Source organism: Pseudoalteromonas issachenkonii (genome assembly GCF_002310795.1).
GTDB classification, from domain to species: domain Bacteria; phylum Pseudomonadota; class Gammaproteobacteria; order Enterobacterales; family Alteromonadaceae; genus Pseudoalteromonas; species Pseudoalteromonas tetraodonis.
In genome coordinates this window covers 980259-1003015 of the sequence record NZ_CP011030.1, presented here as the reverse complement: position 1 = coordinate 1003015, position 22757 = coordinate 980259, and the positions used below count along the sequence as shown (strand labels likewise).

Sequence of the window (22757 nt, the reverse complement as noted above, 5' to 3'; positions counted from 1 at the left end):
CGTAAAACCGCCACTATATTTATCTAACAGCTTTACTAAAGATGCCTGTATAATGCGCACCTTAAAATTACGGGGTTAATCATGAATCGCAGAAAAAAGATCATTACAAAGTTTAATAACAAAGATAAGCGCGCAAATGCAAAATTACATAAAAGTAATAAACCTGCTTATGTGTCTAAAGCTGAACGTGAAAAATTAGCATTACTGGCTCAAGAACAGCAAATAGAGTCTATAAACGATGAAACATGTTTATAAATCAATAAAAACAAAAGCCTAGAACAAAAAGTAAAATAAAAGTTAATAAATAGTTGCAAACTAAGCACCTAACTGTAATATTGAACATTCAGCAACAATGCTGAAACACACCAATAATCACTTAGGAGGCATAAATGAACAAACTATTTATTATCACTCCTAGTGCTCCTCAAGAATGTTCTGTCGACTATCATTTAAGTGAATGGTTCGACGAATAAAAAAACCTGAATAATTTAAAAGCAATAATGCCTCGCAGTAGGAAGGCTTCTATGTAATTAAAATTCAGGTAACAATAATGAAAAGAAAACTCTCAATTCTTAATGGATCACTAGCCGCGTGCATGTTTTTTTCGTTTGCAAGTAATGCTTGTTTAACAAACGAGGTTGAATCAAACGACACTGAAAGCAATGCAAATTCCCCACTTTGTAGTAATACCACCATTGCAGGCTCGTTGAGTCGAAATGATACTGATTGGTTTAGATTCGAACTAACACAAACCGGACCTATTGAAGTTAATCTTGATCATCATACTCGTGATGACTTTGACTGGGCATTATATCAAGAAACGGGTTCGGCCCTAGCCAAAGGGGCGACCAGTAATGTGCCAGAAACAGGCAGTTATAACGCGCAATCAACGGGTACTTATTATGTAAAAGTAACGCGTTACTCGGGTACAGGTTGGTACGATCTAACAGTCAATTTTGGTGAAGGTAGTAACACCGGTGGCGGAAGTGGTAACGGTGATTGTGGCTATAGTTCTCGCCCTGCAAAACCAGGTTCATTACAAGCATATTTACAAGGTGGCAGTGCTGATTCATGTAGCACATTAACAGCTGATCAAGGTGCTGTATTACTAATGGGTGGTGGCAGCGATGTTGATCAAGCATTTAGTAATCGCGTTGCCAACCATGTTGGCAGCGGTGCCGATGTTGTTGTGCTTAGAACCTCAGGTACTGACGCCTACAACGATTATTTACTGAACTTAATGAATGCCGACTCAGTAGAAACACTGATCATTGATACTCGCAACAAAGCGAATGATGACTATGTTGACTGGGCTATCCGCAGTGCTGAATTTGTATGGATTGCAGGCGGTGACCAATCTGATTATCTTAATCAATGGCAAGGTACAAAAGTACAAACCGCTGTGCAACACGTTTTTGATAAGGGCGGTGTCGTTGGCGGAACGTCTGCAGGCATGGCATTAATGGCAAACAGCGTGTACGACCCGGATGGTGTTGCTGGTGCAGTATCAGATGAAGTAGTCACTGACTTTTGCCATGAGACACTTAACTTCAGCAGTCGCTTTATTGATGTGCCTGTTTTAGACAATAGCTTAACCGATACGCACTTCCAAGAACGTGACAGAATGGGGCGCGCCATCGTGTCTTTAGGCCATCACAGCAATCAGTATTTTTCTATTGCAGCCAGTGAGGCAACCTCACTGTTCATCGATGCCTCTGGTACAGGTGTTGTTGACGGCAGTAATGAAATTTACATCTTTAAAGAAACGGCTAATACGCAAAGAGTAACATTGCAATGTGGCAGTGCTGTTAACTATCAAAATGTTAATAGAATAAAGCTACTACCTGGTGATAATTACAATGTGGTTAGCCACGCTCATAATGGTATGCAACTAGACGTGAGCATTAATGGTAATAACACCAACTTCTATTCCCCTATCAATCCTTATTAATCCCCCCAGTTAAGAGCCCTTTGGGCTCTTTTTTAACTGTCGCAAAAATAATAACTAAATAAACAAAAACCTGATAATTACCTATTCGTTTTATATTCAAGCCACTTTGAAGCCAAAGGGTTAAAATAATGCGTATAACGGATCGCTACATAGCTAACCACAGCGCTTGCTACTAGCAGCTCAAATATCGCTAAGTAATGTATTTGATTTATAAACTGCATATCCACGTTCATCGTTAGCATCCAATCCGCGAGTTTAAATAACGCTGTAGCACCAATGACCATGGGAAAGGTAAATGCAGCAAACCCTGGGCAAAACCTGCGGCGTAGTAATTTAAAAAATGCCGTATAAATAATGAGTGTCATTAGTATGGCAATACCAAATAACCCCCCAATAATCACTGGTGACGGTTGAGTCACCACAGTGAAATACCCCGCTAACGATAAACTTGCTGGCGCCGCTAAAATAGCCAGTGTAGGCTGTGCAGCATCAGGAATTTGCTCAGCAAATATTATCCGATAAATCATTATCGGCAGCATAACTGCGTACATTAACATGCCAAAATAAAGTGCCCCTTGCGCTAAAAATAGCAGTGCTGGGTTACCCGAGAACGCGACATCGGCAACAATAATCCCCACCGGTGGGACAAACCAACTTGGCACCATGTGCTCAATTTTAAACTCACGAACACGATGAATAATAAAGCTCAATAAAAATCCCAAATGCAATAAAAATGCGCCTACCCAAAGCACATCGCCAGCTAATAGGTTAACGTGTCCTAACGAATTAGATACCACCAACGTTGCCATAGCAAAAGTAGGCACCACACTGCCTACAACAGGGTGCGCTAAGTCGGCTTTTAGTAATTGCGGGTGCAGTAAAAATTTTAAGCCAAGTATTAATAATAATACGCTTGCAATTGCCGCCCCAGTGTATTGCGCTGCGCCATTTACATTGAACATATTTTCCCAAGCCCAACCAAGGCTGGCTATGCCTAATGCTAATCCGCCCATTGGGGTGGGTGCCGTTATTACTTTGGCTTTTATATAATTAAACATGTTTATACTCCACACTCACTGTTTATCTTATAAAGAAGTTTAACCTTGCATTTTGTTTAGTTAAATCTAATTATATAGAACACACGTTCATAAAAACTAAACACCAAGCTCATGAATATTTCTCTTAAACAACTTAAAGTGTTTGTAGGTATTACCCAGCATACAACGCTTAGCGCAGCCTCAGAGCGACTTTACTTGTCTAAAGCGGCACTCAGTATGTCTCTTAGCGAGCTTGAAAAACAATTAGGCCACCCACTGTTTGACCGGGTAAATCATCGCTTAATTTTAAATCAAGAAGGGCAAAAATTACTGCCCCTGGCCGATGAATTACTGCACAGAGCAAATGATATTAATACGCTTTTTTCGTCCCACGCAACAGCCAGTGGCACGTTAAAAATAGGTGCCAGCGATACCATTGGTAATCATGTGTTACCCTCTATACTCAGTGGATTTCGCCAACAACAGCAGCATTATTCTCAGCAGGTTTTTATTTCAAATTCTGAGCTTATTTGTCAAAAACTGCGCGACTTTGAACTCGACATTGCATTAATAGAAGGCCATGCCCAGCAAAGTGACTTAGTCTCAACCGTGTTTAGTCAAGACTCTATGTGTATTATTGCGCCGCCATCCCACCCTTTAGCTAAAAAACCACAGCTTAGTTTTAATGACTTAGCAAACAGTCAATGGGTATTAAGAGAGACCGGCTCTGGCTCACGCTCATTCTTTTTGCAAAACCTTGCTACGCATATCGATAATTGGAGCCAAAGCTTTGAGCTCAATACCACAGAAGCATTGATCAACAGCGTTGCAGAAGGATTAGGGCTGGGGTGTTTATCGTCACTCGCGGCACAGTACGCTTTAAACGATGGCCGCGTTACGCAGCTTAACTTAAACCACTCCATGCAAAGACAGTTTTGGTTAGTGATGCATAAAGACAAATACAAAAATCCGCTGCTAACGCAGTTTATAGATTTTTGTCACAAGCAGACTTAAAAAATTAATAGTAATTAACTGTCAGATTCGATTAACCAAAAATCGAATCTGACAGCTCACACTAACTTACTCTCTCATCTTAAAACGCGTAACTCATAGCCAAATTAATAGAACGACCCTGCCCTGCTAATTGGTTAAATCCCTGCGTTGAATCTTGTTTAAACTCAGCAATACTTACGCCGCCCAGTGGTAATTCATAATACTCATCAAGCAGGTTGGTAATATCAACACTCACAGTCAATGCATCCCAACTGGCTTTTGAGCTTAAATTAAGTAAATGATACTGCTCGGTTTGGTTTTCTAGGCGGTTGCTATCTACGCGGGTTTTACTATCGACCCACTGCCACGTGAGTGCGTTTTCAAAGCGGCCTATTTGCTGGTTAATCGCAAATTGGGTTTGCAGTGGCTTAATTTGATAAAGCGGCTGATTGGTATCGTCGCGCTTACCACGGGTATTGGTAATGTTAGCTTTTAACGACCAACTACCATACTGCTTAGACTCGTGCAGAGTAGCAACCGCATCTAGCTTTACTCCATAAAGCGTGGCATCTACGTTATTAAACATAAGTACATTACGAGTATTGGCAGCAAGCACTGTGCGGTTAAAGCTTCTTACTCTGTTGGCGTCAATATAATCATTTACATCGCTCACCCACGCATTAGCACTGATACGCCAGCTGTCGTCTTTAGCCATACGGGTATACGTAGTGCTAAGCGTATGTGCGGTTTCAGGTTTAAGGGCAATGTTACCAATATAGCCATTACCATCGCCATACCAACCTATCATGGTGGTGGCCATATTGCCCACACCCCAACTGTAACGTTCGTATAAATTAGGTGCGCGATTTTTACGGGCTAAACCAATTTGTAACTCGTCATTATTGCTTAGTTGATAGTTAATCAGCACGTTTGCATCGACTAGGTTATCTGTTTGTTTTTTGTTCTGATCATTAAACTCTTTAGCGGCCATTGCATCACTTGGCATCGCCATGGCCATCGCACTCATAGCGACCATACCTGCGTTATATGCTTGTACATCGTCGGTATTGGTCATTACATTTTCAAATCGAACGCCTGCATTTAACCACCAGCGAGTATCTAATTGGCTTTCATATTCAGCAAGCAAGGCAATACGCTGACGCCGGCCGTTATTAATATTGTTGTAGTCATTTGGCCCCATCATCATTGAGCCTTCAACCGCAGGCCACCAATCATCAATATTCATATAATGGTACTCTTGGGCGAGTAATAACTGGCTGTTGTTATCAAGCGCTAATCGCCATTTTAACTGAGTGCTTATATCTTCGGCGTCGGTTTTCATTGGCATTTTTCCGGTTTTTTCTGCGCTGAAAAAGCCCATTTCATGCTTTACGCTATGCCAATTTAACTGCGCTTCAAGCTCACTGTTTGTAAAAGCACGCTTATACTGGGCAACAGCGCCATAGCTGGTGTTATCTGTCATATCCATATATTGGTTAGCAAAGCCTTGATAGGGTATTTTTTGATGGCTTAGCTTAACAACTAATTGTTGCTTATCATCGCGCATGGCAGCACTTAAACTATGGTTTTGCGCGCGGTACAGGGTATCGAGCACTAAATCGCCGTTACCATCTTCATAACTGTTAGCATCGCTAAACGCACCTTGATAATTAAAACTGAATACGTCGCTGGCAATGCGCATGCCCGCGCCTACCTTTTTGCCGTTATCTAGCGTATTGTATTGGGCTGATACGTAGCCAGAGTGCCAGCCAAGTTGCTTGCTTTCACTGTACTGAGGTGAAATAGAATTAACCGCGATCACCCCTGCAATATTATCGCCTCCCGCGCTTACCGGAGAAATACCTGCAACCACTTTGTAGCTACTAATTTGATTGGCTGAAATATACGACAGTGGCGGGTTCATTTGATTGGCACAGGCGGCGGTGATTTGCGCTCCATCGACCAGTACCGCCACTCTATCGCCCATTAAACCATTTAAAACAGGTAAGTTAGCCATGCCACCGGCGGCTGAAAAGTCCACACCTAAATCAGTTAATAACGATTCAGATGAACCTAACGATAGGTGTTTGTTTTGTGCTTGACCGTGTACTTCAATCACTTCAATTGAGGCGTCATCTGCAAAGGCAACAGGCGATAGTACGCCACTTATAACAAGTGCCAAAGGCGATACTAAATAGGAGGTTAGGGGATTTTTTTTATCAGTCATTATTGATTTACCACAAAAATTTTGTGGGTAAATTATACGTGCTGCGGCAAGTTAAAAAGCGCGACATATTGTCGCACTTTGTTAATTTTTAACCCTGTTCGTCATCAAAAATGTCTTCTATTTTAAGTTTAAACAACCTTGCGGCCTTAAAAGCCAGTGGCAAGCTGGGATCGAACTTGCCCTTTTCAATGGCATTAATCGTTTGGCGCGATACATCCAACAGCTCGGCCAACTTTGCTTGAGTGAAATTATGCTCGGCTCTTAACACTTTTAATCTATTTTTCATTCATCACCTGCGCAATAGTGTTTATTAAGCACATACACACTAGTTAAATACACCGCTCCCATTAAAAACATTAAGTCGGGTATTTGCGCTTTAAAATCAATTAAACCACTCAATTGTAAATTGGTGTATGCCAGCCCGCCTACTAACACTGCACCTAAGGTAAACCCCATGGCACTGAGATGTATTTTTTGCATTAATTCATCCATGCCTTGCAAATAGCGCTTGTTGGCTAAAATCATCCCTACGCCAGCAGCCAAATTTATAATAATAAAAAAGCCACTAATTAGCGCTGAACGATCCCAGATTAAAGTGGGGCCAAAGCTGCAAATAGCTAAAGTAAAAAGCCATATTAAGGTCCATTTAGCTAGGTAACTGGTATTTTTAATTTGGCGTTGTTTTAAATTTAATTCTGCTTTCATTGCCTTTATCCTGTTTTTAAAAGTAATGTTTACTTTACAAATATCATTCATACCTTACAAAAAGTCAAGTTAACATTACACTTTAAATTTAACACTGCTTATTTTTGATTGCGTTAATACTTTGCTGAACTTACTTAACCATCCTTTGGTTGGCTTAAGTTAAATTTTATTCATCTTAAATTATGGTTTAGTCCATGACGAAAGAGAGCTTTTAATTTAAAATGCATGCCTCTTTACTCCTCATTTCCACATTCAACTAAATAAGCGTGTGTGCTTTATTTTTAAACGCACTGGCGTTTAGTTTGTTATTAAATTTTATTTATTATCTTCAAGGATTTTATATGGCCGTTGATACTACATCGCCGTCGGGTCAGCCCAATAGAACCGCTATTTTAATTGTGCTGGCGTTGGGTACTTTTATTTTGGGGTTATCTGAATTTTCTATGATGCCTATGTTGCCATTAATTAGTGAGGCTTTTGGCAGTACCCCGTCACAAAGTGGTTATGCTATTAGTGCTTATGCTCTTGGGGTGGTGGTTGGCGCACCCATTTTAATGTTGGCAACGGCAAATATGCGAAAACGACGAGCGCTATTATTATTTTTAAGCTTAATGTGTATTTCAAACAGTTTAAGTGCATTAGCGACCTCGTTAGAACAACTGGTGCTGTTTAGGTTTTTAAGTGGCCTTCCCCATGGCGCTTATTTTGGTGCCGCGTTATTACTGGCCTCTGATATAGCACCGCAAGGAAAACGCGCTAGCTTTATGTCAAAAGTGTTTATGGGCTTAACCATAGCCACTATCGTTGGTGTGCCGGTGGTGACATTGGTTGGGCAAAATCTTAGTTGGCGTTATTGCCTCGCTGCGGCTGGGGTGTTGGCGTTTATTGCCTTTATTTTTGTGTATAACGTGGTGCCTAATGTTAAAAACACCCATACATCTAACTTACTCAACGAATTAGGGGTGCTAAAAAACAAACTGGTTTGGTCAATATTAGGGATTGTTATTATTGGCTTTGGTGGCGTATTTTGTATTTATACCTATGTAGCCGATACGATCTTAGAGGTCACTCAGAGCGCGCCCTATACAATTTCAATTGCTATGGTGATGTTTGGTATTGGCTCTACGCTCGGTAACTACGTACTTGGTAAAGCTGCCGATAAATCAGCGATAAAAACCACCGGATTTACGCTTGCCTCTACCATTGTTTTTGCATTTACATATGTCAGTGCCAGCTATAATATTTATCTGCTGTATGCGGTTATATTTTTTATTGGCTGCAGCTTAGGGCTATCAACCTTAGTGCAAACGCTGTTAATGGATGTATCACCTGACGGCCACGCCATGATTGGGGCATTAGTGCAGTGTGCGTTTAATATTGCAAATGCTATTGGCCCTTGGGTTGGCGGCATTGCTATTGCAAAAGGGGCAGCGCCAAATCAAACAGGCTATGTTGCTGCGGCTTTATTTTTAGGTGGGCTGTTAATGTGGCTGCTTAGTTATATACAAATTAGCGGCAACAAAACTAAACAGGCACAGCCTTGTTAATAAAAACAAAAAGAGCCGCTAAGCGGCTCTTTTTACATTTTACTCTTTAGCGTATTAAACGCTAATAGATGACATATCAATAACAAAACGGTATCGCACATCAGAGCGTTCCATACGCTCATAAGCGGTGTTAATTTCGTCTATGTTGATCATTTCACACTCTGGCAGTACGTTGTGCTCACCACAAAAATCAAGCATTTGCTGTGTTTCTGCAATGCCGCCAATTAACGAACCAGCCACACGACGACGACCCATTAAAAGAGGAACTGTGTTTAGCTCATCTACTGGGCCTACTTGGCCAACAATAACCAAGGTACCATCGATATCAAGTAGTGGTGTGTAAATTGATAAGTCATGCTTTACAGGCACGGTATCAATAATGACATCAAACGCTGACTGCGCATTTTTCATTTCATCATCATTGTTTGATACTAAATAATGCTGTGCGCCGAGCTTAATTGCATCTTCTTTTTTAGACTCAGTACGACCAATAACAGTAACGGTTGCACCCATTGCTACTGCATTTTTAACCGCCATATGACCTAATCCACCAAGGCCTACCACTGCAACACGGCTACCTGTTTTTACACCCCATTTATGTAATGGTGAATAAGTAGTAATACCGGCGCAAAGTAACGGCGCCACGCGCGATAATTCTAAGTTTTCAGGCACTGATAATACAAACTCTTCGCGTACTACAACGTGTTTAGAGTAACCACCTTGAGTCATTTCGCCGTTAACTCTATCGGTCCCGCTGTAAGTACCGACCATGCCTTCACGACAAAATTGCTCTTCGTGATTATCACATTGGTCACAGCTTTGGCAGGAGTCAACCATACACCCTACGGCAACGGTATCGCCTTGTTTGTATTTTTTTACATCACTACCGACTGATATTACTTTACCTACAATTTCGTGCCCAGGAACTAATGGGTAATTACTACCCCCCCAGTCGTTACGCACTGCGTGTAAGTCTGAATGGCACACACCACAATATAAAATTTCTATTGCTACATCGTTATTTCGTAAATCGCGGCGCTCAAAAGAAAACTCTGTAAGCTCAGAACCTTGGCTTTTTGCTGCATATCCGACTGTTTTCATAATAACTCCATAGTTTATTAAAAATCATCCACAGTATGCATTGTCAGCTATGAACATAAGCTGATCATGTGCAACTGCAAATAGCCCCATAAAGTGCAGGGCTGTTTATTAGTATTCAATTATTCCACAACAACGGCATTTAACTCGTCAATCAGTGTTTTAATACGCTGTGCATTTTTACCTAAATCACTTTTACCAATGCGTGATTTACTACGTATGTCGACCACACGCTTACTGCCTTTATCGTTAATACGAACCACAACATCGTCTTTAAAGCCAAACCAGGTCGTGGTGTCTGTTGCTTCAACAATGCCATTATTAACATCACTATTAACCAGTTCCCAGCCTAAGTTTTCCATGGCTTTAGTAATTGCTGCCACCAGCTCTGTTTGGGTTTGGTTGTACTCGAGCGGTTTTAGTTCTGGGTACGCTTCACGTTGCTGCGCTGCCGTTTCTTCACCCGCGTAAGCAACAGGGTTAGGTGCATCAGCACGCAAAGGCACAACCGCAACAAACTTAGGTGGGTTAATTAAATCGGTAGAAATATCATGAATTGGCGGAACACTTTTTGCTGTATTCATCATGTTAATCGGCATTGCAATCGCAACAGCTGCAAAAATAACCGTGACCACTGCACTGGTTAGGCTCACTGTTTTACGCATGAATAGCACTTGAACTAATAATAAGGCTAATGCTGCCCCACCAACATAAACGCCTAATCTAAAACCAGCAAAGGCAGTACCTAGTTCAACAATATTAAATTTATAAAGAGGTCCCGGTAGTACCACCATTAAAAAAGCGATAAGCCCAACTAAGGTCACTAAATGTTTCATTGCCTACTCCGTTATTGTTATATGATTATTGTTTTTTAAACAAGCTTTATACTGTTAACACTCCAATTTAGATTACTATGACCGATAAGTATCTATAAAGTCATAATTTATTGCCCTTTTAAAGTTGATAACTTGACTCCTTGGTAAAAATCAACAAACTACGGGGGTAAAATTATCAGGGTATTATTATTTATGAAAACAGAGATTAGTTATCGGTTTGAGTCATCACAAGTAGCCAACCGCTTTTTACACGAATTAAAAGATTGGCCAGTCAATGACGTAAAAACACGTCTTTTTAATGGCGGCGACAGCGTTAAAGTAAGCTACGAATATGATGAAAGCGGATTTGATTATACGGTTGCCGAACTTGATGATTTAGCCGAGCAACACGGCGGACAAGAAGTATCGAGTTAAGATACTTATACCTACGCTCAATAGCCACAACACACTTTGTAGCCATGCCTGCATTGTAAACTTTAAGCTTACAAAGTTATGTAGCAATAGGTATTACACAACGTATTAAAGACCCCATACCCACTTTACTTTCAACCTCTATAGTGCCATTGTGCTCTTTAAGTACATTGTAAACTATAGCCATCCCCATACCAGTGCCTTGGCCTACGGGTTTAGTGGTAAAGAAGGGATCGAACATTTGTTTAAGTGTATCAGCGTCCATTCCACAGCCGTTATCTGCCACCTCTATGTAAATATTGTTTTCATTGGCAAACAGCTTAACACTTATTTTTCCTTGCTGATCGCGCAAATCATCGCAGGCGTGTTTGGCATTAATTAATAAGTTTACAAACACTTGTTTCATCGATGATATATTACACCGTGTTAGAGGTAACTTTTCAATGTGTAACTCTATAGCACATGTCCCTAGCTGGTTGTCGAGTAGTTTTAGTGTGCTATTGAGTGATTCTGTAATATCTGCCATTGCAGTTACGTTGTCTTTTAGGCTTGCAAAGTCAACAAGGTTATTAACAATATGAGCGATACGTTCTAATCCCTCTTGGGTATCATCAACTAAGTCATCAATATCGTCCACAATAAAGCTTAAATCGTTCTCTTGATTGAGCTGAACTAAAATAGACTCTAACTGCGATACTGAAATCGATTTATCTACAAATTGTTGAGCCGCCGTCATTAACGAAACCAACACGGGCTTTATAAATTTTATACTTTCTACATTGCTGGTTATGTAAGCAAGCGGGTTATTTATTTCGTGGGCCATCCCAGCAGAGAGTGTCCCTAGCGTGGCCATTTTTTCACTTTGCATTAAGGTTATTTGTTGGTTTTTGACCGTTTCGAGCTTTTCTTCCAGCTCTTGATTAAGAATAAACAATGCCCGTGTTTTGTCTTCTAGTAGGGTTTCTAATTGATCTCTGGCTGATTTTTCGCGCAAATACGCTTTTTTATAATTGTAGTCGTCTTCAGCCATGGGGAGTCTCATATTTTATTTCAATTAAACACGAATCAAACCCATCATGCATACACTGGGCATGATTAAGTTTAGCATCAACCCCATAATGAGCCGCAGCACCAAAAATAAGCCCTTCGGCGCACATACAAAGCTGTCGCTTAGAGTTGTAACGCATTAAAATAAACCCGTCTTCAATAATTTGGGCGTCAATTTCAGGTAAATTAGGCTCATGATAAAGCTTAGCTACTTCAACATGAATTACTTTATCAATACCAATAATGAGATCAGCAAAACAATTAAAGTTAGCAACAATGCTTGGATGACGTGCCTTTAAGTGAGAAAATAAATACTCACCAAAGGCCTTTAATACCTCTGGCATAGACATAGAAAGTGCAGTTGCTACATCTTGTGCTAAACCAACTATTTCTTCATCTGGATAACTTTCTGCAGAAATATAAACACGACCCTCCGGTGCATTTTTTTCAAGTAAGTCGTCCCATGCTGCCATGCCACATTTTTCAATAACCAGTGCCTCAAGCCCTCTAAAGATAACGCCTTTCATGCATGTTCCCTCTATTATCACTTTTAGATTGTTAGCTGCATCTTCAATTAGTTACAAACGCTCGCTACCTTACGGCTCATATGTACACTAGGGTAATAAGTCTTACCAAGTAAAATATCAGCATTAAAGTAATAATAGTTTAGTCGCTTGTAAAACGCCCAAAAATGTTCGTTATTTGTATGGTCAACGTTTAACATTAAGTGACATTAAGGAAGCGTGATCACATTCTGCTTTTTACTCTATTGGTGGCAACGCTATTGGCAGGGTCGTCTGGCCAAAAGTGCTTGGGGTAGCGCCCTTTCATCTCTTTTTGTACCTCGCGGTAACTACTATTCCAAAAATGTGCTAAGTCTTGGGTTAACTGTAGTGAACGCTTGCCTGGCGATAACAACTCCATTAGCAATGCTAATTTACCGTTAGCTAACATAGGTGTACTGGTTAAACCATATACCTCTTGCATGCGCACACTAAGCTTGGCAGGTCCATCAAGTTGGTATTCAATTTTTATGTTAGAGCCACTTGGTACTGTTAGTCGCAGTGGGAGTAAAGATTTTAGCTCGCTTTGCTGTTGCCAATTAAAACAGTTTTGTAGTGCCTCAAAATAATTAAACTTTTTAAGTTGCTCAAGGGTTTTAATATCTTCAAGGTATACCCCTAACCAATCACCTGCTGTTTCAATGAGCTGCTGCTGATTAATAACAGGAAACTGTTCTGGCATCAATTTGCTGGCTAGGCACATTCTAATAAGTAACTGCTCACTTTCTTTTTGCTCGTTAAACAGTGAAAAGCCCTGTTTGGCAAACACACTAAGCCATGCCTTGGTGCGCTCTGTTTTATCAAGCTTATGTTTACTTGGTTGGCTACTAAGGGTAATTTCCCCAAGTTTTACTTCATCTTGATGAATAAACCGAGCAGCTTTTTCATCAAACTCGCAGCGGATCAACTCAGTGAATAAATGCGGTAAATACTCTTTAAGCGCTACTGGATTTAGCGCCGTGGCCGCAAAAACTCGCCCGCCTTTGTGTCCGCCCATACTGGCAATAGCTATATATTCGTCATTATGCCAGTAGTCAGGGTTTAGCTCGGCCCCTGCGCCATTAGCAAGTAAATAGCCATTACCGCGTTTTTTAGCGATGCGATCTGGGTAGGCAAGCGACACTAATAAGCTTAAATGATCGGTGTTTAAATCTGTTTTGCTGTCGGTAAATTTTAAGCGTTTTAACCAATAATTTAATTGTTGCTTAAACACAGGATGCGGACGCTGCTGTTGACTATGCAGTGCTAGGTTGAGCTCATTGGCAGTACTAACTCGGCTTTCTAGTAAGGCGACTAAATAAATAGCTAAGCGATAAATTCCGCTTAACTGTGGTTCTAGCATTTGCGCTTTTAATAACATGTGCGCTAGGCGAATATCGGCACCAAAGCCCAACATTTTACTCCCCAGTGCGGTGAGCTTACCGTGGCTATCTATCGCTTCAAGCATAGATAATAAATTGGTAGCTTGGTTGCATTGTTGCTCACTCGGCGGGTCAAGTAAGGTGAGTTCACTAATGCTTGCGCCCCACTGCTTCGCCTCAAGCATCAGTTGGCTAATATCTGAGGTAAGAATATCAGGGTTATCGTGGCTGTTTCGTCGCTCAAAAGTTTGTTTTGAACCTAAACGATACACAACCCCTGGTTCTATTCGTCCTGCACGCCCTGCGCGTTGTACTGCCGATGAACGAGATATACTTTGCGTAGTGAGCTCAGTTACACCGGTTTTTAAATTAAAGCTGGCTGCACGGCGCTTGCCGCTATCAATCACAATTCGAATGCCTTCAATGGTTAAGCTGGTTTCGGCAACATTGGTGGTCAGTACTACTTTTCGCATCCCTTGAGGCGCAGGTGCTATTGCAGCTTGTTGATTGGCTTTATCTTGCTCACCAAATAAAGTGGCGACTAGGCAGTTACTAGGTAAGTCGCTCAATGCTTGTTGCACGCGCAGTATTTCTCGTTGGCCGGGTAAAAATACCAGCGCACTGCCGGTTTGCTCATTGAGTGCTTGTTTTATAATAGCGGGGATGGCATCAAGCCAGCGGCTTTCATCTTTTATTGGGCAATATATTTCGTCAATCGGGTAACTTCGCCCGCTTGACTGAATAACTGGGCAATTAAAAAATGCGGTATAACGATCGCTATCGAGGGTGGCCGACATCAGCATAATGGTTAAATCTTCACGTAGCGCCGCTTGCGATTCTAAAGCAAAAGCCAGCGCGGTATCTGCTGCGATAGAGCGCTCATGAAACTCATCAAAAATCAGTAAATCAACATCACTGAGCTCAGGGTCATTTTGTAACATGCGTGTCAGCATGCCTTCGGTGACTATTTCAAGGCGCGTGTTCGCACTTACTTTACTCTCACCTCGCACCCGTAAACCAACACTTTGTCCAAGGGATTCGTTTTGGCATTGGGCTAGGTAATTGGCAATATTACGTGCAGCTAAGCGCCGCGGCTCCAACATCACTATGTGTTTATAATGCCCATCGCGCATAAGCTGTAATGGCAACCACGTTGATTTACCTGCACCAGGCGGCGCTTGCAGTAAGGTGATTGAGTTGGCTTTTAATGCATCAATAAGTGAGTTATATATTTCTTGAACCGGCAGCACGCTATTTACCCTAAATTACTTTGCCGCCATTGTAGCAAAAATTAGCAGTTATTTATGTAGGGTACGACTATGTGCTTGGCTTATCATTTCATCTAAAACTTTAGCTTCTTGTTGCTGCGCTTGGCTTTGAAAAGCACGATGCCTATTACTCACTATCCCTTCTATGCCTTTGGTAAAGCTCATTTGCTTAAAACAAGCTTGCTGTTGACGTAATTCATCTTGCTGTGAATCATTAATCCGCGCTTCTTGCTGCGCTGACAAACCAGACAAAATGCGTTTCATCCCTGATAAATTTTGTAAGCTTAGCGCCGAGCTCATTTGCTGGTTTTTATCCATACTGTTTATGTGCTGCTGTAGCTGCAATAGTCGCTGCTGCTCTAAGTTACTTCTTTGTTGTAATTGAGTTTGCTCGGCCAGCATTTTATCTAATTTTTGTTGTTGTAATCCTAAAAATTTATTAAGCATTCAGTTCACCCATCACTGCATTTAATTGAGTTATTGACTGTGAGAAATCCACTTGTTCGTTCAATCCTTGGCATAAAAATGATTCGATTTTTGGATACAAATTTACCGCACTGTCGAGTTCCGGATCTTTACCTGCCTGATACGCCCCTAAAGGAATAAGCTCATGTACTTGCATATAGCGGCTATAAAGTTTTTTCAATTTATAACAAAAGCTCAATTGCTCATCGCTCACTATATTTGGCATCACTCGACTAATCGATGAACCAATATTAATGGCCGGATAGTGGCCCTTTTCTGCTAATGTGCGATCCAATACTATATGGCCATCAAGAATTGCTCGGGCGTTATCGGCTATTGGGTCTTGTTGATCGTCGCCTTCAGCCAATACCGTATAAATGGCTGTCATGCTGCCTTTGCTTTTTTCACTATTACCGGAGCTTTCAACCAACTGGGTTAATTTACTAAATACCGATGGCGGGTACCCTTTAGATGCGGGCAGCTCGCCTACCGATAGGCCAATTTCACGCTGTGCTTGCGCATAGCGGGTTAATGAGTCCATTAATAGCAATACATTTGAGTTTTTATCTCTAAAATAGGCCGCCAGTTTATGACTAAGCTCGGCGGCTTTAATACGCAATAAGGGAGAATCGTCCGCTGGGGATGCAATCACAATAGCCTTTTTTAACCCTTCTTTACCCAAGCTTTGCTCAATAAAATCTTTTACTTCCCAACCACGCTCACCGACTAGGCTTACAATAACTACATCGGCCGAGGTAAAACGGGTCATCATGCCAAGTAATTTACTTTTACCCACACCCGAACCTGCAAATAACCCTAAACGCTGGCCTTTACCCACACTAAATAGGCTATTAATAGCGCGAATACCCACATCTAACGGCTCGGTAACGCCTTTGCGCTCCAGTGGCGTTAAAGAATAATCGTTACCCAATTTACTGGCGCTTTTTGTGCTGTCTTGTTCAAGTGGGCCTAGGTTATCAATGGGTAGCATTTGCGCATCAATTACTCGCCCTAATAGCTTTTCTGAAATAGCCACATGGCTGTTTTTTATAACTGGTCTGACTCGCCCACCAGAATATAAATTTTGTATTTTTTTCAAGGGCATTAAATAGGCTTCATCTAGATTAAAACCCACAACTTCAGCGTCATACCAGTGACCGTCAACACTCTCAACTTGGTACTTTTCGCCCATAGCGAATTGCCCACCCGTCGCGGTAAGTGTTAAACCATTAACTCGTGTTAAACGACCATAGCTTTTAACTAATTCAGGCGGGGTTAGCGCTGTCAGCGCAGATTTTAAGCTAGTGTGTAGGGGGTTAGTCATGTGGCTGCGCTTTGAGTATTTCAGGTATCACTTCATCCAGTAAGCTTTGTAGGCGCTCTGAAAAAGAAAACCGATGTGTTTGTTGCTCTGCCACCAGTTCAACGTCTCCACTAATCAGAGCCTCATCAAAGTAAACCGGCACCGAAAATTCAGCTAAACGCGCATCATTAAAGCAGTGGCGATCAGCCCCTGAGATCATAACTTTTGTTACTACATCGCGATTGCTAAGCAAGGTAATGGCTTTTTCAATCAGCTGCGCGCGTATTTCGGGGCGTACTTTTAGCTCGCAGTCAATAACGTGCTCTGCTAACCTGCTTATCATCAAGGCAAGGTCTTGTTTAAACTCATCATTAAAGTTAAGTAGTTCGTTATTCGCTTTGTCGAATAAAGTGTTAAAACGTTCAATAAGCTGTGTTTTTTGCGCTTCAAGACACTCAGCAACACGCAACTCTATTTGTTGCTCCATTTGCTGCTCTAATTCGCTTTGCTTATTGGCAGCCCCTTGCGCGAGCCCTTCTTCATAGCCCTGCTGTAAACCAACACGCTGAGCAGCATCTAAACGCTCTTGCAGCGTTTGATGTTGCTCATTTTTATTTAAAGTGGGAAACCTAAATGCTTGACTCATAGTTAGCCTGCAGTCTCTTCTTCAAATAAGCGATATTCAATATCACCTTGTTTGCTCATGTCTCTGACAATCGACATAATTTCTTTTCTGGCGGCAATCACTTTGCTCAGTGGTTGTGCACTTAATCCGTCAATTTGCTGTTGGTACACTTGCGCTAAACGTTTAGGTAGTGCACCTAAAACACGCGCTAAAAACTCACTGTTTACACCCTTTAATGACATCGTCCATAACTCATCAGGAATGTCATTAAGCAACAAGGTTAATGTCTCGTCTGTTTGCTTAATTAAGCTGTCAAAATCGTACATTTTTTCTTGTATTTCATCAGCCACGTTAGTGTTATGTTTTTTCATTAGTTCGATAATTTGGCTCTTATTACCGTTGTAACGATTCATAATTTCAACTGCTTTATCGACGCCATTGACCTGCGCGCCAACTTGGCGGCCAACAAATTCAATACACGATTCAAGCGTTAAGCGCACATCATCAATAACGTGTTCACTCACTTCACGAAGACTCGCAATACGATAAAGTAAGTCATCGTGCTTGGATTCTGGAAACAGCACAATAATGGCAGAGGCTTGCTCTGGCGGTAAAAAAGCCAAAAACAGCGCCTGCATTTGCACGTGTTCTTGCTCTAAAAAGCGCACGATAAGTTCAGGCGGGATCCACTCTAAACGACGTAAATCGTCATTCATGGCACCACCATAAATATCATCAAGCATAGTTTTGGCAAGCTTTCTACCGACGGCTTTATCGAGTGCTCGCTCTAAATACACACGCGATGCACCATTGACGCCACTTTCATTGCGGTAGCAATCAAAAAATTCACTCAAGGTGCCTGCAACATCATGTTGAGTAACGTTTGAAATTTTAGCCATACGCTCAGAAATAGCCTGCACTTCACGGCGGCCTAATTTACGAATAACACTGGCGGCGTTTTCCTCGCCCATACTTAGCAATAAAATAGCGGCGCGATCTAACGCCGGTAATTGTGAGCCTTTATCAAGCTTTTCTTGATTCAATTTCAACTCCTTGTTCTACCCAATATTTTATTACCGATGTGACACGCTCGGTTTCTTTATTAGCAAGTAACTGCATGTGCGCTATCTGTTCTTCAAAGTCATTGCCTATTTGCGGTAACGACATATTTTGATGTTCGCTTGCGCCCTCTTTGGCAGTTAAGTTTTCTATTTGCGATTTCGCATTAATGGCTTCATCAAGCGGACTACTTTGTCTTTCTGTTGCAGAGACTGACTTAACCTCATTATCTGTGGTTGCCATGGCGTTGTTTGCGTCGTTACTTTTGCCTTTAATTAAGTGATTAACTAATGGACGCACGCCAAATAAAATCAGCAATAAACTAATTAAAGTGCCAACAATATAACGGGCATACTCTTTAAGCTCTGGCATTTGCCACCACTCAAGGCCTTCACCTGGGGCAAGTATTTTTTGTTCTACAAAGGCAAAGCTAGTTATGTTGAATTGATCGCCGCGTGCGTCGTTAAACCCCGTGGCTTTTTTTACCATTTCACCTAATGAAGCGAGCTTTTCTTCGCTCCAGCCATCAGCAGTACCTGCTACTTGCTCATTAATAAGTACCGATAAGCTCATGTTTTTAATTCGGCCTACTTCAAATTGGGTGTGAGTGACTGAGCGGCCATTTTCAAACTGTCGCTTGCTCTCACTTCGTTGTGAAGTACGCTCGTTGTTTTCATCTTCAGCTTGTTCATTTGGCACTGGTGGCTCATTAGCTAAAGAACCCGGAATGCCCGCCGCCAGCTGATCCATGGTGCTATCAGATTTAATAAACTCTTGTGTTAATACATTTTGTGGGTCAACCATTTCACGGGTTTCTTCTACCACGCTAAAGTCAACATCACTTGAAACCTGAATTCTAAAATTGCCTTCGCCTAAAATTGGCAACAACATAATAGAGGCACGTTGCTCTATGTTGCGCTCAACTTTTTCGATAAAGGCGAGTTTTTTATCGGTTTCTTTGCCTACTGGGGTGGTATCAAATAAGTCGCCGCTGAGTAGTTTACCGCGCTGATCCACCACCGACACAGAACGAGAATCAAGCCCTGGCACACTGCCAATAATCAGTGCAATAATGGCTTCCACTTGTTCCGGTTTAAGCTCATGGCCTGGCGCTAAATCAACCATCACAGACGCTGCGGTTTTTTGCTCAGTACGACCAACAAACAAGCTGCGTTTAGGTACCGCTAAATGTACGCGTGCGTTACGAATACCTTGCATGTTAATAATGGTGCGCGCCAGCTCACCTTCTAAGGCATGCTGGTATTGCATAGATTCGATAAATTGACTGGTGCCCATAGACACTTTATCGCTAATATTTTCAATTCCCTCAGGCATAGAGGCTTTTATTCCTCTGGCCGCAAGCGTAATACGTGCATCCGCCAGCTTTTCTTGAGGAACCAAAATATTGCCGCTATCGGTATCAATGCGAAACGTGATTTGCTCTTTATCTAAAATCTCTAAAATATTGGCTTTATCGTAGCTTTCTTGGTTACCGTAGAGCGGCACGTAGTTTTTAGCCGATGTCCATAAAATAAGGACTATGGTTGCCGCTACTAATGTCGCTAGTAGAGCAATGGTCGCGACACTTCTGTCACCTGAGCTGCCAAAATTTAATTTATTTGAGAGATTAACCACTCTTTCTTTTAGGTTACTCTCATTTTGCTCAGGTACTTTTGCTAATTCTCCTTTCATATCAGCCTCTACAGTGACATGCGCATGACATCATCAATGCCATTGAGCACTTTATTGCGCATTTCCATTAGCATAGAAAAACTAAGCCCTGCTTTTTGACTGGCAATCATCGCCCCTACTACGTCTTCACTTTCACCGGTATCAACGGCTTTTACCATCTCACCGGCAATATTTTGTTGGGCGTTGATAGAGCGAATAACATGCTTAAAATCTTCACTAATATTTACATTTTGATTACTGATAGCAGCCGGCTCTATACTTTCTGGACCTGCAATTTTTTGCATGTCCATCATTTTGCCCAGCATCATTTGTTGACTTTCAATTGGCGACATTTTATTTTTCCTTCAAATTATGCAATTGCATCAATATCAATACCGCATTCACGCATTGCGGCAATTTTGTATCTTAATGCTCGGGTAGTTACCCCAAGCGCCTGTGCTGTTTGGGTACGATGCCCTTTAAATCGACTCAACAAACTGTATATGTAATCAAATTCTGCCTGCTTTTTATTTTCTTTTAACTGGGTGGCACAATAAGCTGCCGCCGCCGGTGAGCATTGCGGTAAATTTAAGTCTTCGACCTGAATCTCTGCCCCTCTGGCCATCACTAAGGCGCGTTGGATTACGTTTTCAATTTCACGCACATTCCCTGGCCAGTTGTAACAAAGCATCACATCTTCTGCTTGTTTACTAATGTGAAACTCAGAGTTGCCATATTTTTTGATAAAGTGATAAGCCAATGGGATGATGTCATCAACACGATCCCGAAGTGCAGGCCAACTAAGTGGTAATACATCTAAACGATAAAATAAGTCTTCACGAAAAGCGCCTTGCTCAACCTGTTCACGCAGTACGCGGTTGGAGGCGGCAATAATGCGTATATCTAAATTGATTTTTTGATGACTACCCAGTCTTTCAACTTCGCGCTCTTGCAATACGCGCAGTAACTTAGCTTGTAAATCGAGCGGTAGTTCAGTAATTTCATCGAGTAAAATAGTACCGCCATTGGCTAATTCAAATTTGCCTGGCTGGGTATTTACAGCGCCGGTAAACGCACCTTTATTAAATCCAAATAACATAGCTTCGAGCATATTTTCTGGGATAGCAGCACAGTTAACTGCAATAAATGGCTTATCTTTGCGATCTGAAGCTTTATGAATAAAGTGCGCGAGCTTTTCTTTACCTGTTCCAGACTCGCCGGTGATTAACACGCCTGCTGAGGTATGTGCAGCGCGGTTGGCTAAACGTAATACTTGCTGTGATTTAGTAGAAACAGCGATTAAATCTTCAAACCCATGCTTCATTGAATCAGTGTTTCTGATTGTTTTTTTAAGCTGTTCAGCAAAGAAAGGTTTTAAGAGATAATCAACAGCGCCACCGGTATTAATTGTTTTTGAAGCAATTTCACTTTGCGATGAATCCACTAAAGTCACAATTTGTGAAGTTGGGCATGTTTTGCGCAGTAATTTTACTAATTCAACCAGCTCGAGTTGTTGAGTATCAGCATCAACAAACACGAGCTCAGGTTTATTAATAAGACAGTGACTAACCGCATCGCTGATGGAGTTTGTATGCAAAAACTTAAAATTTTCGGCAAATACAACTTGCTGAATTTCAGGCGTTGGCTGTTGTTCACTGATCCATAAGAGGTATCTTTGACTCATATAATTCCCTTACGATGCAATTAACTTGAGTGTCTGAAAAGACGAACTAAAACACGGCGATTAGACGATGCGCCCTGCTTTGAATTTTTAATAATGGGGTAGCGTTGACCATGCGCTCTCACTTCTAACATGTCTTTGGGTAAACCAAATTCAATGAGTCTTGAAGCTACGTCATCCGCTCTTTCTTTTGAAAGCAGCCGATTAGATAGCGGCGAGCCTGTATTATCGGTGTGGCCATCCACAAGTACTTTACTAACGCGATTGTCTAAAGAAATATAACGCACTAAATCCTTTAGAAATTTTAAGTCTTTTTCAGCTGTTACCGTGCGCTGCCCGCTGGCAAACTGTAACTGATGATCACGTGCTTGCTCCCAAGAAAGCGGAGAAAGGTTATTTAAACACTGTTGATAATCTGCAACTATTTCATCGCTATGGGTATTGGTAAACGTTAGGCGCAACTGCTCATCTTTAAAGCTGACTAAAGTGTCTAACCAACCACCTTGCTTAATTAAACGAAGTAAAGCACTTACATCCGCTGAAAATTGCACTTTATTGTCTTCGATATCTGTTGATGTGAAGTTAAGTGGGGTGAGTACTGTATTTGCTGATTGCCAATCGGCTTTGCGTGATGAAACGTGCAAGCGTGTTATTGGCTTATCTTTTAAAAGCCAAGTAAACACAAGTTGTTGCTGCTGTGCTGGCACGGTTTTAACTTCAAGCAACGCATAATTTTCAAAGCGCTGTTGTAGCGAACAAGCGAAAGAATCGCCCTTAACAGTCCAAGTCGAGTTTTCATAACTTTGGACCAGGTTTTGTTCTGCAGCCTGCCCTGATTGCGTCAAAAATAATGCACAAGGAAGTGCAAATTTAATAATGTTAGGAAATCCGTTCATGAGTATTCCGTAT

General features: G+C 41.5%; 22 protein-coding genes. 5 read left to right on the top strand and 17 right to left on the bottom strand.

All coding sequences use genetic code 11. The features are described from left to right. Positions 1–81 precede the first annotated feature (81 nt). Together PISS_RS04665 and PISS_RS04660 are read left to right on the top strand one after the other, a co-directional pair. Positions 82–255 carry a DUF2986 domain-containing protein gene (locus PISS_RS04665; RefSeq protein WP_013464421.1) on the top strand — a complete coding sequence of 58 codons (174 nt, stop codon included), beginning with the start codon at positions 82–84 and terminating at the stop codon, positions 253–255. A 295-nt stretch (positions 256–550) separates the two neighbouring features. Further along, positions 551–1951, top strand: a complete 1401-nt coding sequence (locus PISS_RS04660; RefSeq protein WP_058154339.1) for a pre-peptidase C-terminal domain-containing protein — start codon at positions 551–553, stop codon at positions 1949–1951. A gap of 77 nt (positions 1952–2028) precedes the next feature. Here PISS_RS04660 and PISS_RS04655 read toward each other — a convergent pair whose 3' ends face one another. Beyond that, on the bottom strand, positions 2029–3009 hold the full coding sequence (locus PISS_RS04655) for a TDT family transporter (protein WP_058154338.1): 981 nt from the start codon (positions 3007–3009) through the stop codon (positions 2029–2031). Positions 3010–3120: 111 nt separating this feature from the next. On the opposite strand from PISS_RS04655, the gene PISS_RS04650 reads away from it, so the two are divergent. Beyond that, positions 3121–4002 carry a LysR family transcriptional regulator gene (locus PISS_RS04650; RefSeq protein ID WP_058154337.1) on the top strand — a complete coding sequence of 294 codons (882 nt, stop codon included), beginning with the start codon at positions 3121–3123 and terminating at the stop codon, positions 4000–4002. A gap of 79 nt (positions 4003–4081) precedes the next feature. On the opposite strand, the gene PISS_RS04645 is transcribed toward PISS_RS04650, so the two are convergent. The 3 genes from PISS_RS04645 to PISS_RS04635 all read right to left on the bottom strand — a co-directional run bounded on the left by PISS_RS04645 (position 4082) and on the right by PISS_RS04635 (position 6913). After that, positions 4082–6208 (bottom strand): TonB-dependent receptor plug domain-containing protein, encoded by a 2127-nt coding sequence (locus tag PISS_RS04645; protein ID WP_058154336.1) that lies wholly within the window; start codon positions 6206–6208, stop codon positions 4082–4084. An 88-nt stretch (positions 6209–6296) separates the two neighbouring features. Then, positions 6297–6494, bottom strand: a complete 198-nt coding sequence (locus tag PISS_RS04640) for a helix-turn-helix transcriptional regulator (protein WP_013464415.1) — start codon at positions 6492–6494, stop codon at positions 6297–6299. After that, the gene (locus PISS_RS04635; protein ID WP_232311337.1) at positions 6491–6913 is read right to left on the bottom strand and encodes a hypothetical protein; all 423 of its coding nucleotides are present in this window, start codon (positions 6911–6913) and stop codon (positions 6491–6493) included. Before PISS_RS04635 ends, PISS_RS04640 begins: the two co-directional genes overlap by 4 nt. Before the next feature lie 341 nt (positions 6914–7254). Between PISS_RS04635 and PISS_RS04630 the strand changes: the two genes are divergently transcribed. Beyond that, the gene (locus PISS_RS04630; protein WP_058154334.1) at positions 7255–8460 is read left to right on the top strand and encodes an MFS transporter; all 1206 of its coding nucleotides are present in this window, start codon (positions 7255–7257) and stop codon (positions 8458–8460) included. 54 nt (positions 8461–8514) lie between these two features. Here PISS_RS04630 and PISS_RS04625 read toward each other — a convergent pair whose 3' ends face one another. After that, on the bottom strand, positions 8515–9561 hold the full coding sequence (locus PISS_RS04625; protein WP_013464412.1) for an NAD(P)-dependent alcohol dehydrogenase: 1047 nt from the start codon (positions 9559–9561) through the stop codon (positions 8515–8517). A gap of 119 nt (positions 9562–9680) precedes the next feature. Beyond that, positions 9681–10394 (bottom strand): DUF1499 domain-containing protein, encoded by a 714-nt coding sequence (locus PISS_RS04620; RefSeq protein ID WP_013464411.1) that lies wholly within the window; start codon positions 10392–10394, stop codon positions 9681–9683. A gap of 192 nt (positions 10395–10586) precedes the next feature. Between PISS_RS04620 and PISS_RS04615 the strand changes: the two genes are divergently transcribed. Continuing rightward, complete coding sequence (locus PISS_RS04615) at positions 10587–10808, top strand: hypothetical protein (RefSeq protein ID WP_008108632.1); 222 nt, start codon at positions 10587–10589, stop codon at positions 10806–10808. 76 nt (positions 10809–10884) lie between these two features. Here PISS_RS04615 and PISS_RS04610 read toward each other — a convergent pair whose 3' ends face one another. From PISS_RS04610 to PISS_RS04560, 11 genes are all read right to left on the bottom strand, one after another. After that, complete coding sequence (locus tag PISS_RS04610; protein ID WP_058154333.1) at positions 10885–11835, bottom strand: sensor histidine kinase; 951 nt, start codon at positions 11833–11835, stop codon at positions 10885–10887. Beyond that, positions 11828–12379 (bottom strand): heme NO-binding domain-containing protein, encoded by a 552-nt coding sequence (locus PISS_RS04605; protein ID WP_013464409.1) that lies wholly within the window; start codon positions 12377–12379, stop codon positions 11828–11830. The genes PISS_RS04610 and PISS_RS04605 overlap by 8 nt, the downstream gene beginning before the upstream one ends. Before the next feature lie 220 nt (positions 12380–12599). After that, positions 12600–15026 (bottom strand): ATP-dependent helicase HrpB, encoded by a 2427-nt coding sequence (gene hrpB, locus PISS_RS04600; protein WP_058154332.1) that lies wholly within the window; start codon positions 15024–15026, stop codon positions 12600–12602. Positions 15027–15074: 48 nt separating this feature from the next. After that, positions 15075–15491: a hypothetical protein gene (locus tag PISS_RS04595; RefSeq protein ID WP_058154331.1), complete on the bottom strand. Its 417-nt coding sequence runs from the start codon at positions 15489–15491 to the stop codon at positions 15075–15077. Continuing rightward, entirely contained in the window at positions 15484–16833 is a 1350-nt protein-coding gene (locus tag PISS_RS04590; protein ID WP_058154330.1) for a FliI/YscN family ATPase, read from the bottom strand. Before PISS_RS04590 ends, PISS_RS04595 begins: the two co-directional genes overlap by 8 nt. Continuing rightward, positions 16826–17458 carry a FliH/SctL family protein gene (locus tag PISS_RS04585; RefSeq protein WP_036956808.1) on the bottom strand — a complete coding sequence of 211 codons (633 nt, stop codon included), beginning with the start codon at positions 17456–17458 and terminating at the stop codon, positions 16826–16828. The genes PISS_RS04590 and PISS_RS04585 overlap by 8 nt, the downstream gene beginning before the upstream one ends. A 2-nt stretch (positions 17459–17460) precedes the next feature. Continuing rightward, a complete protein-coding gene (locus PISS_RS04580) occupies positions 17461–18480 on the bottom strand; it encodes a FliG C-terminal domain-containing protein (RefSeq protein ID WP_028835449.1) in 1020 nt (339 codons plus the stop codon). Beyond that, positions 18461–20188, bottom strand: coding sequence for a flagellar basal-body MS-ring/collar protein FliF (gene fliF, locus PISS_RS04575; protein ID WP_058154329.1), 1728 nt, complete (start codon positions 20186–20188; stop codon positions 18461–18463). The genes PISS_RS04580 and fliF overlap by 20 nt, the downstream gene beginning before the upstream one ends. An 8-nt stretch (positions 20189–20196) precedes the next feature. Beyond that, a complete protein-coding gene (gene fliE / locus PISS_RS04570) occupies positions 20197–20520 on the bottom strand; it encodes a flagellar hook-basal body complex protein FliE (RefSeq protein WP_010391195.1) in 324 nt (107 codons plus the stop codon). Between the two features lie 17 nt (positions 20521–20537). Then, positions 20538–21851 (bottom strand): sigma-54-dependent transcriptional regulator, encoded by a 1314-nt coding sequence (locus PISS_RS04565; RefSeq protein WP_058154328.1) that lies wholly within the window; start codon positions 21849–21851, stop codon positions 20538–20540. A gap of 20 nt (positions 21852–21871) precedes the next feature. Then, complete coding sequence (locus PISS_RS04560) at positions 21872–22744, bottom strand: OmpA family protein (protein ID WP_028835452.1); 873 nt, start codon at positions 22742–22744, stop codon at positions 21872–21874. Positions 22745–22757: the final 13 nt, after the last annotated feature.

Bases quoted from the DNA above. Each gene is read 5' to 3' on its own strand.
- PISS_RS04665 (WP_013464421.1), top strand. From the start codon at position 82: ATGAATCGCAGAAAAAAGATCATTACAAAGTTTAATAACAAAGATAAG.
- PISS_RS04660 (WP_058154339.1), top strand. From the start codon at position 551: ATGAAAAGAAAACTCTCAATTCTTAATGGATCACTAGCCGCGTGCATG.
- PISS_RS04655 (WP_058154338.1), bottom strand. From the start codon at position 3,009: ATGTTTAATTATATAAAAGCCAAAGTAATAACGGCACCCACCCCAATG.
- PISS_RS04650 (WP_058154337.1), top strand. From the start codon at position 3,121: ATGAATATTTCTCTTAAACAACTTAAAGTGTTTGTAGGTATTACCCAG.
- PISS_RS04645 (WP_058154336.1), bottom strand. From the start codon at position 6,208: ATGACTGATAAAAAAAATCCCCTAACCTCCTATTTAGTATCGCCTTTG.
- PISS_RS04640 (WP_013464415.1), bottom strand. From the start codon at position 6,494: ATGAAAAATAGATTAAAAGTGTTAAGAGCCGAGCATAATTTCACTCAA.
- PISS_RS04635 (WP_232311337.1), bottom strand. From the start codon at position 6,913: ATGAAAGCAGAATTAAATTTAAAACAACGCCAAATTAAAAATACCAGT.
- PISS_RS04630 (WP_058154334.1), top strand. From the start codon at position 7,255: ATGGCCGTTGATACTACATCGCCGTCGGGTCAGCCCAATAGAACCGCT.
- PISS_RS04625 (WP_013464412.1), bottom strand. From the start codon at position 9,561: ATGAAAACAGTCGGATATGCAGCAAAAAGCCAAGGTTCTGAGCTTACA.
- PISS_RS04620 (WP_013464411.1), bottom strand. From the start codon at position 10,394: ATGAAACATTTAGTGACCTTAGTTGGGCTTATCGCTTTTTTAATGGTG.
- PISS_RS04615 (WP_008108632.1), top strand. From the start codon at position 10,587: ATGAAAACAGAGATTAGTTATCGGTTTGAGTCATCACAAGTAGCCAAC.
- PISS_RS04610 (WP_058154333.1), bottom strand. From the start codon at position 11,835: ATGGCTGAAGACGACTACAATTATAAAAAAGCGTATTTGCGCGAAAAA.
- PISS_RS04605 (WP_013464409.1), bottom strand. From the start codon at position 12,379: ATGAAAGGCGTTATCTTTAGAGGGCTTGAGGCACTGGTTATTGAAAAA.
- PISS_RS04595 (WP_058154331.1), bottom strand. From the start codon at position 15,491: ATGCTTAATAAATTTTTAGGATTACAACAACAAAAATTAGATAAAATG.
- PISS_RS04590 (WP_058154330.1), bottom strand. From the start codon at position 16,833: ATGACTAACCCCCTACACACTAGCTTAAAATCTGCGCTGACAGCGCTA.
- PISS_RS04585 (WP_036956808.1), bottom strand. From the start codon at position 17,458: ATGAGTCAAGCATTTAGGTTTCCCACTTTAAATAAAAATGAGCAACAT.
- fliF (WP_058154329.1), bottom strand. From the start codon at position 20,188: ATGAAAGGAGAATTAGCAAAAGTACCTGAGCAAAATGAGAGTAACCTA.
- fliE (WP_010391195.1), bottom strand. From the start codon at position 20,520: ATGTCGCCAATTGAAAGTCAACAAATGATGCTGGGCAAAATGATGGAC.
- PISS_RS04565 (WP_058154328.1), bottom strand. From the start codon at position 21,851: ATGAGTCAAAGATACCTCTTATGGATCAGTGAACAACAGCCAACGCCT.
- PISS_RS04560 (WP_028835452.1), bottom strand. From the start codon at position 22,744: ATGAACGGATTTCCTAACATTATTAAATTTGCACTTCCTTGTGCATTA.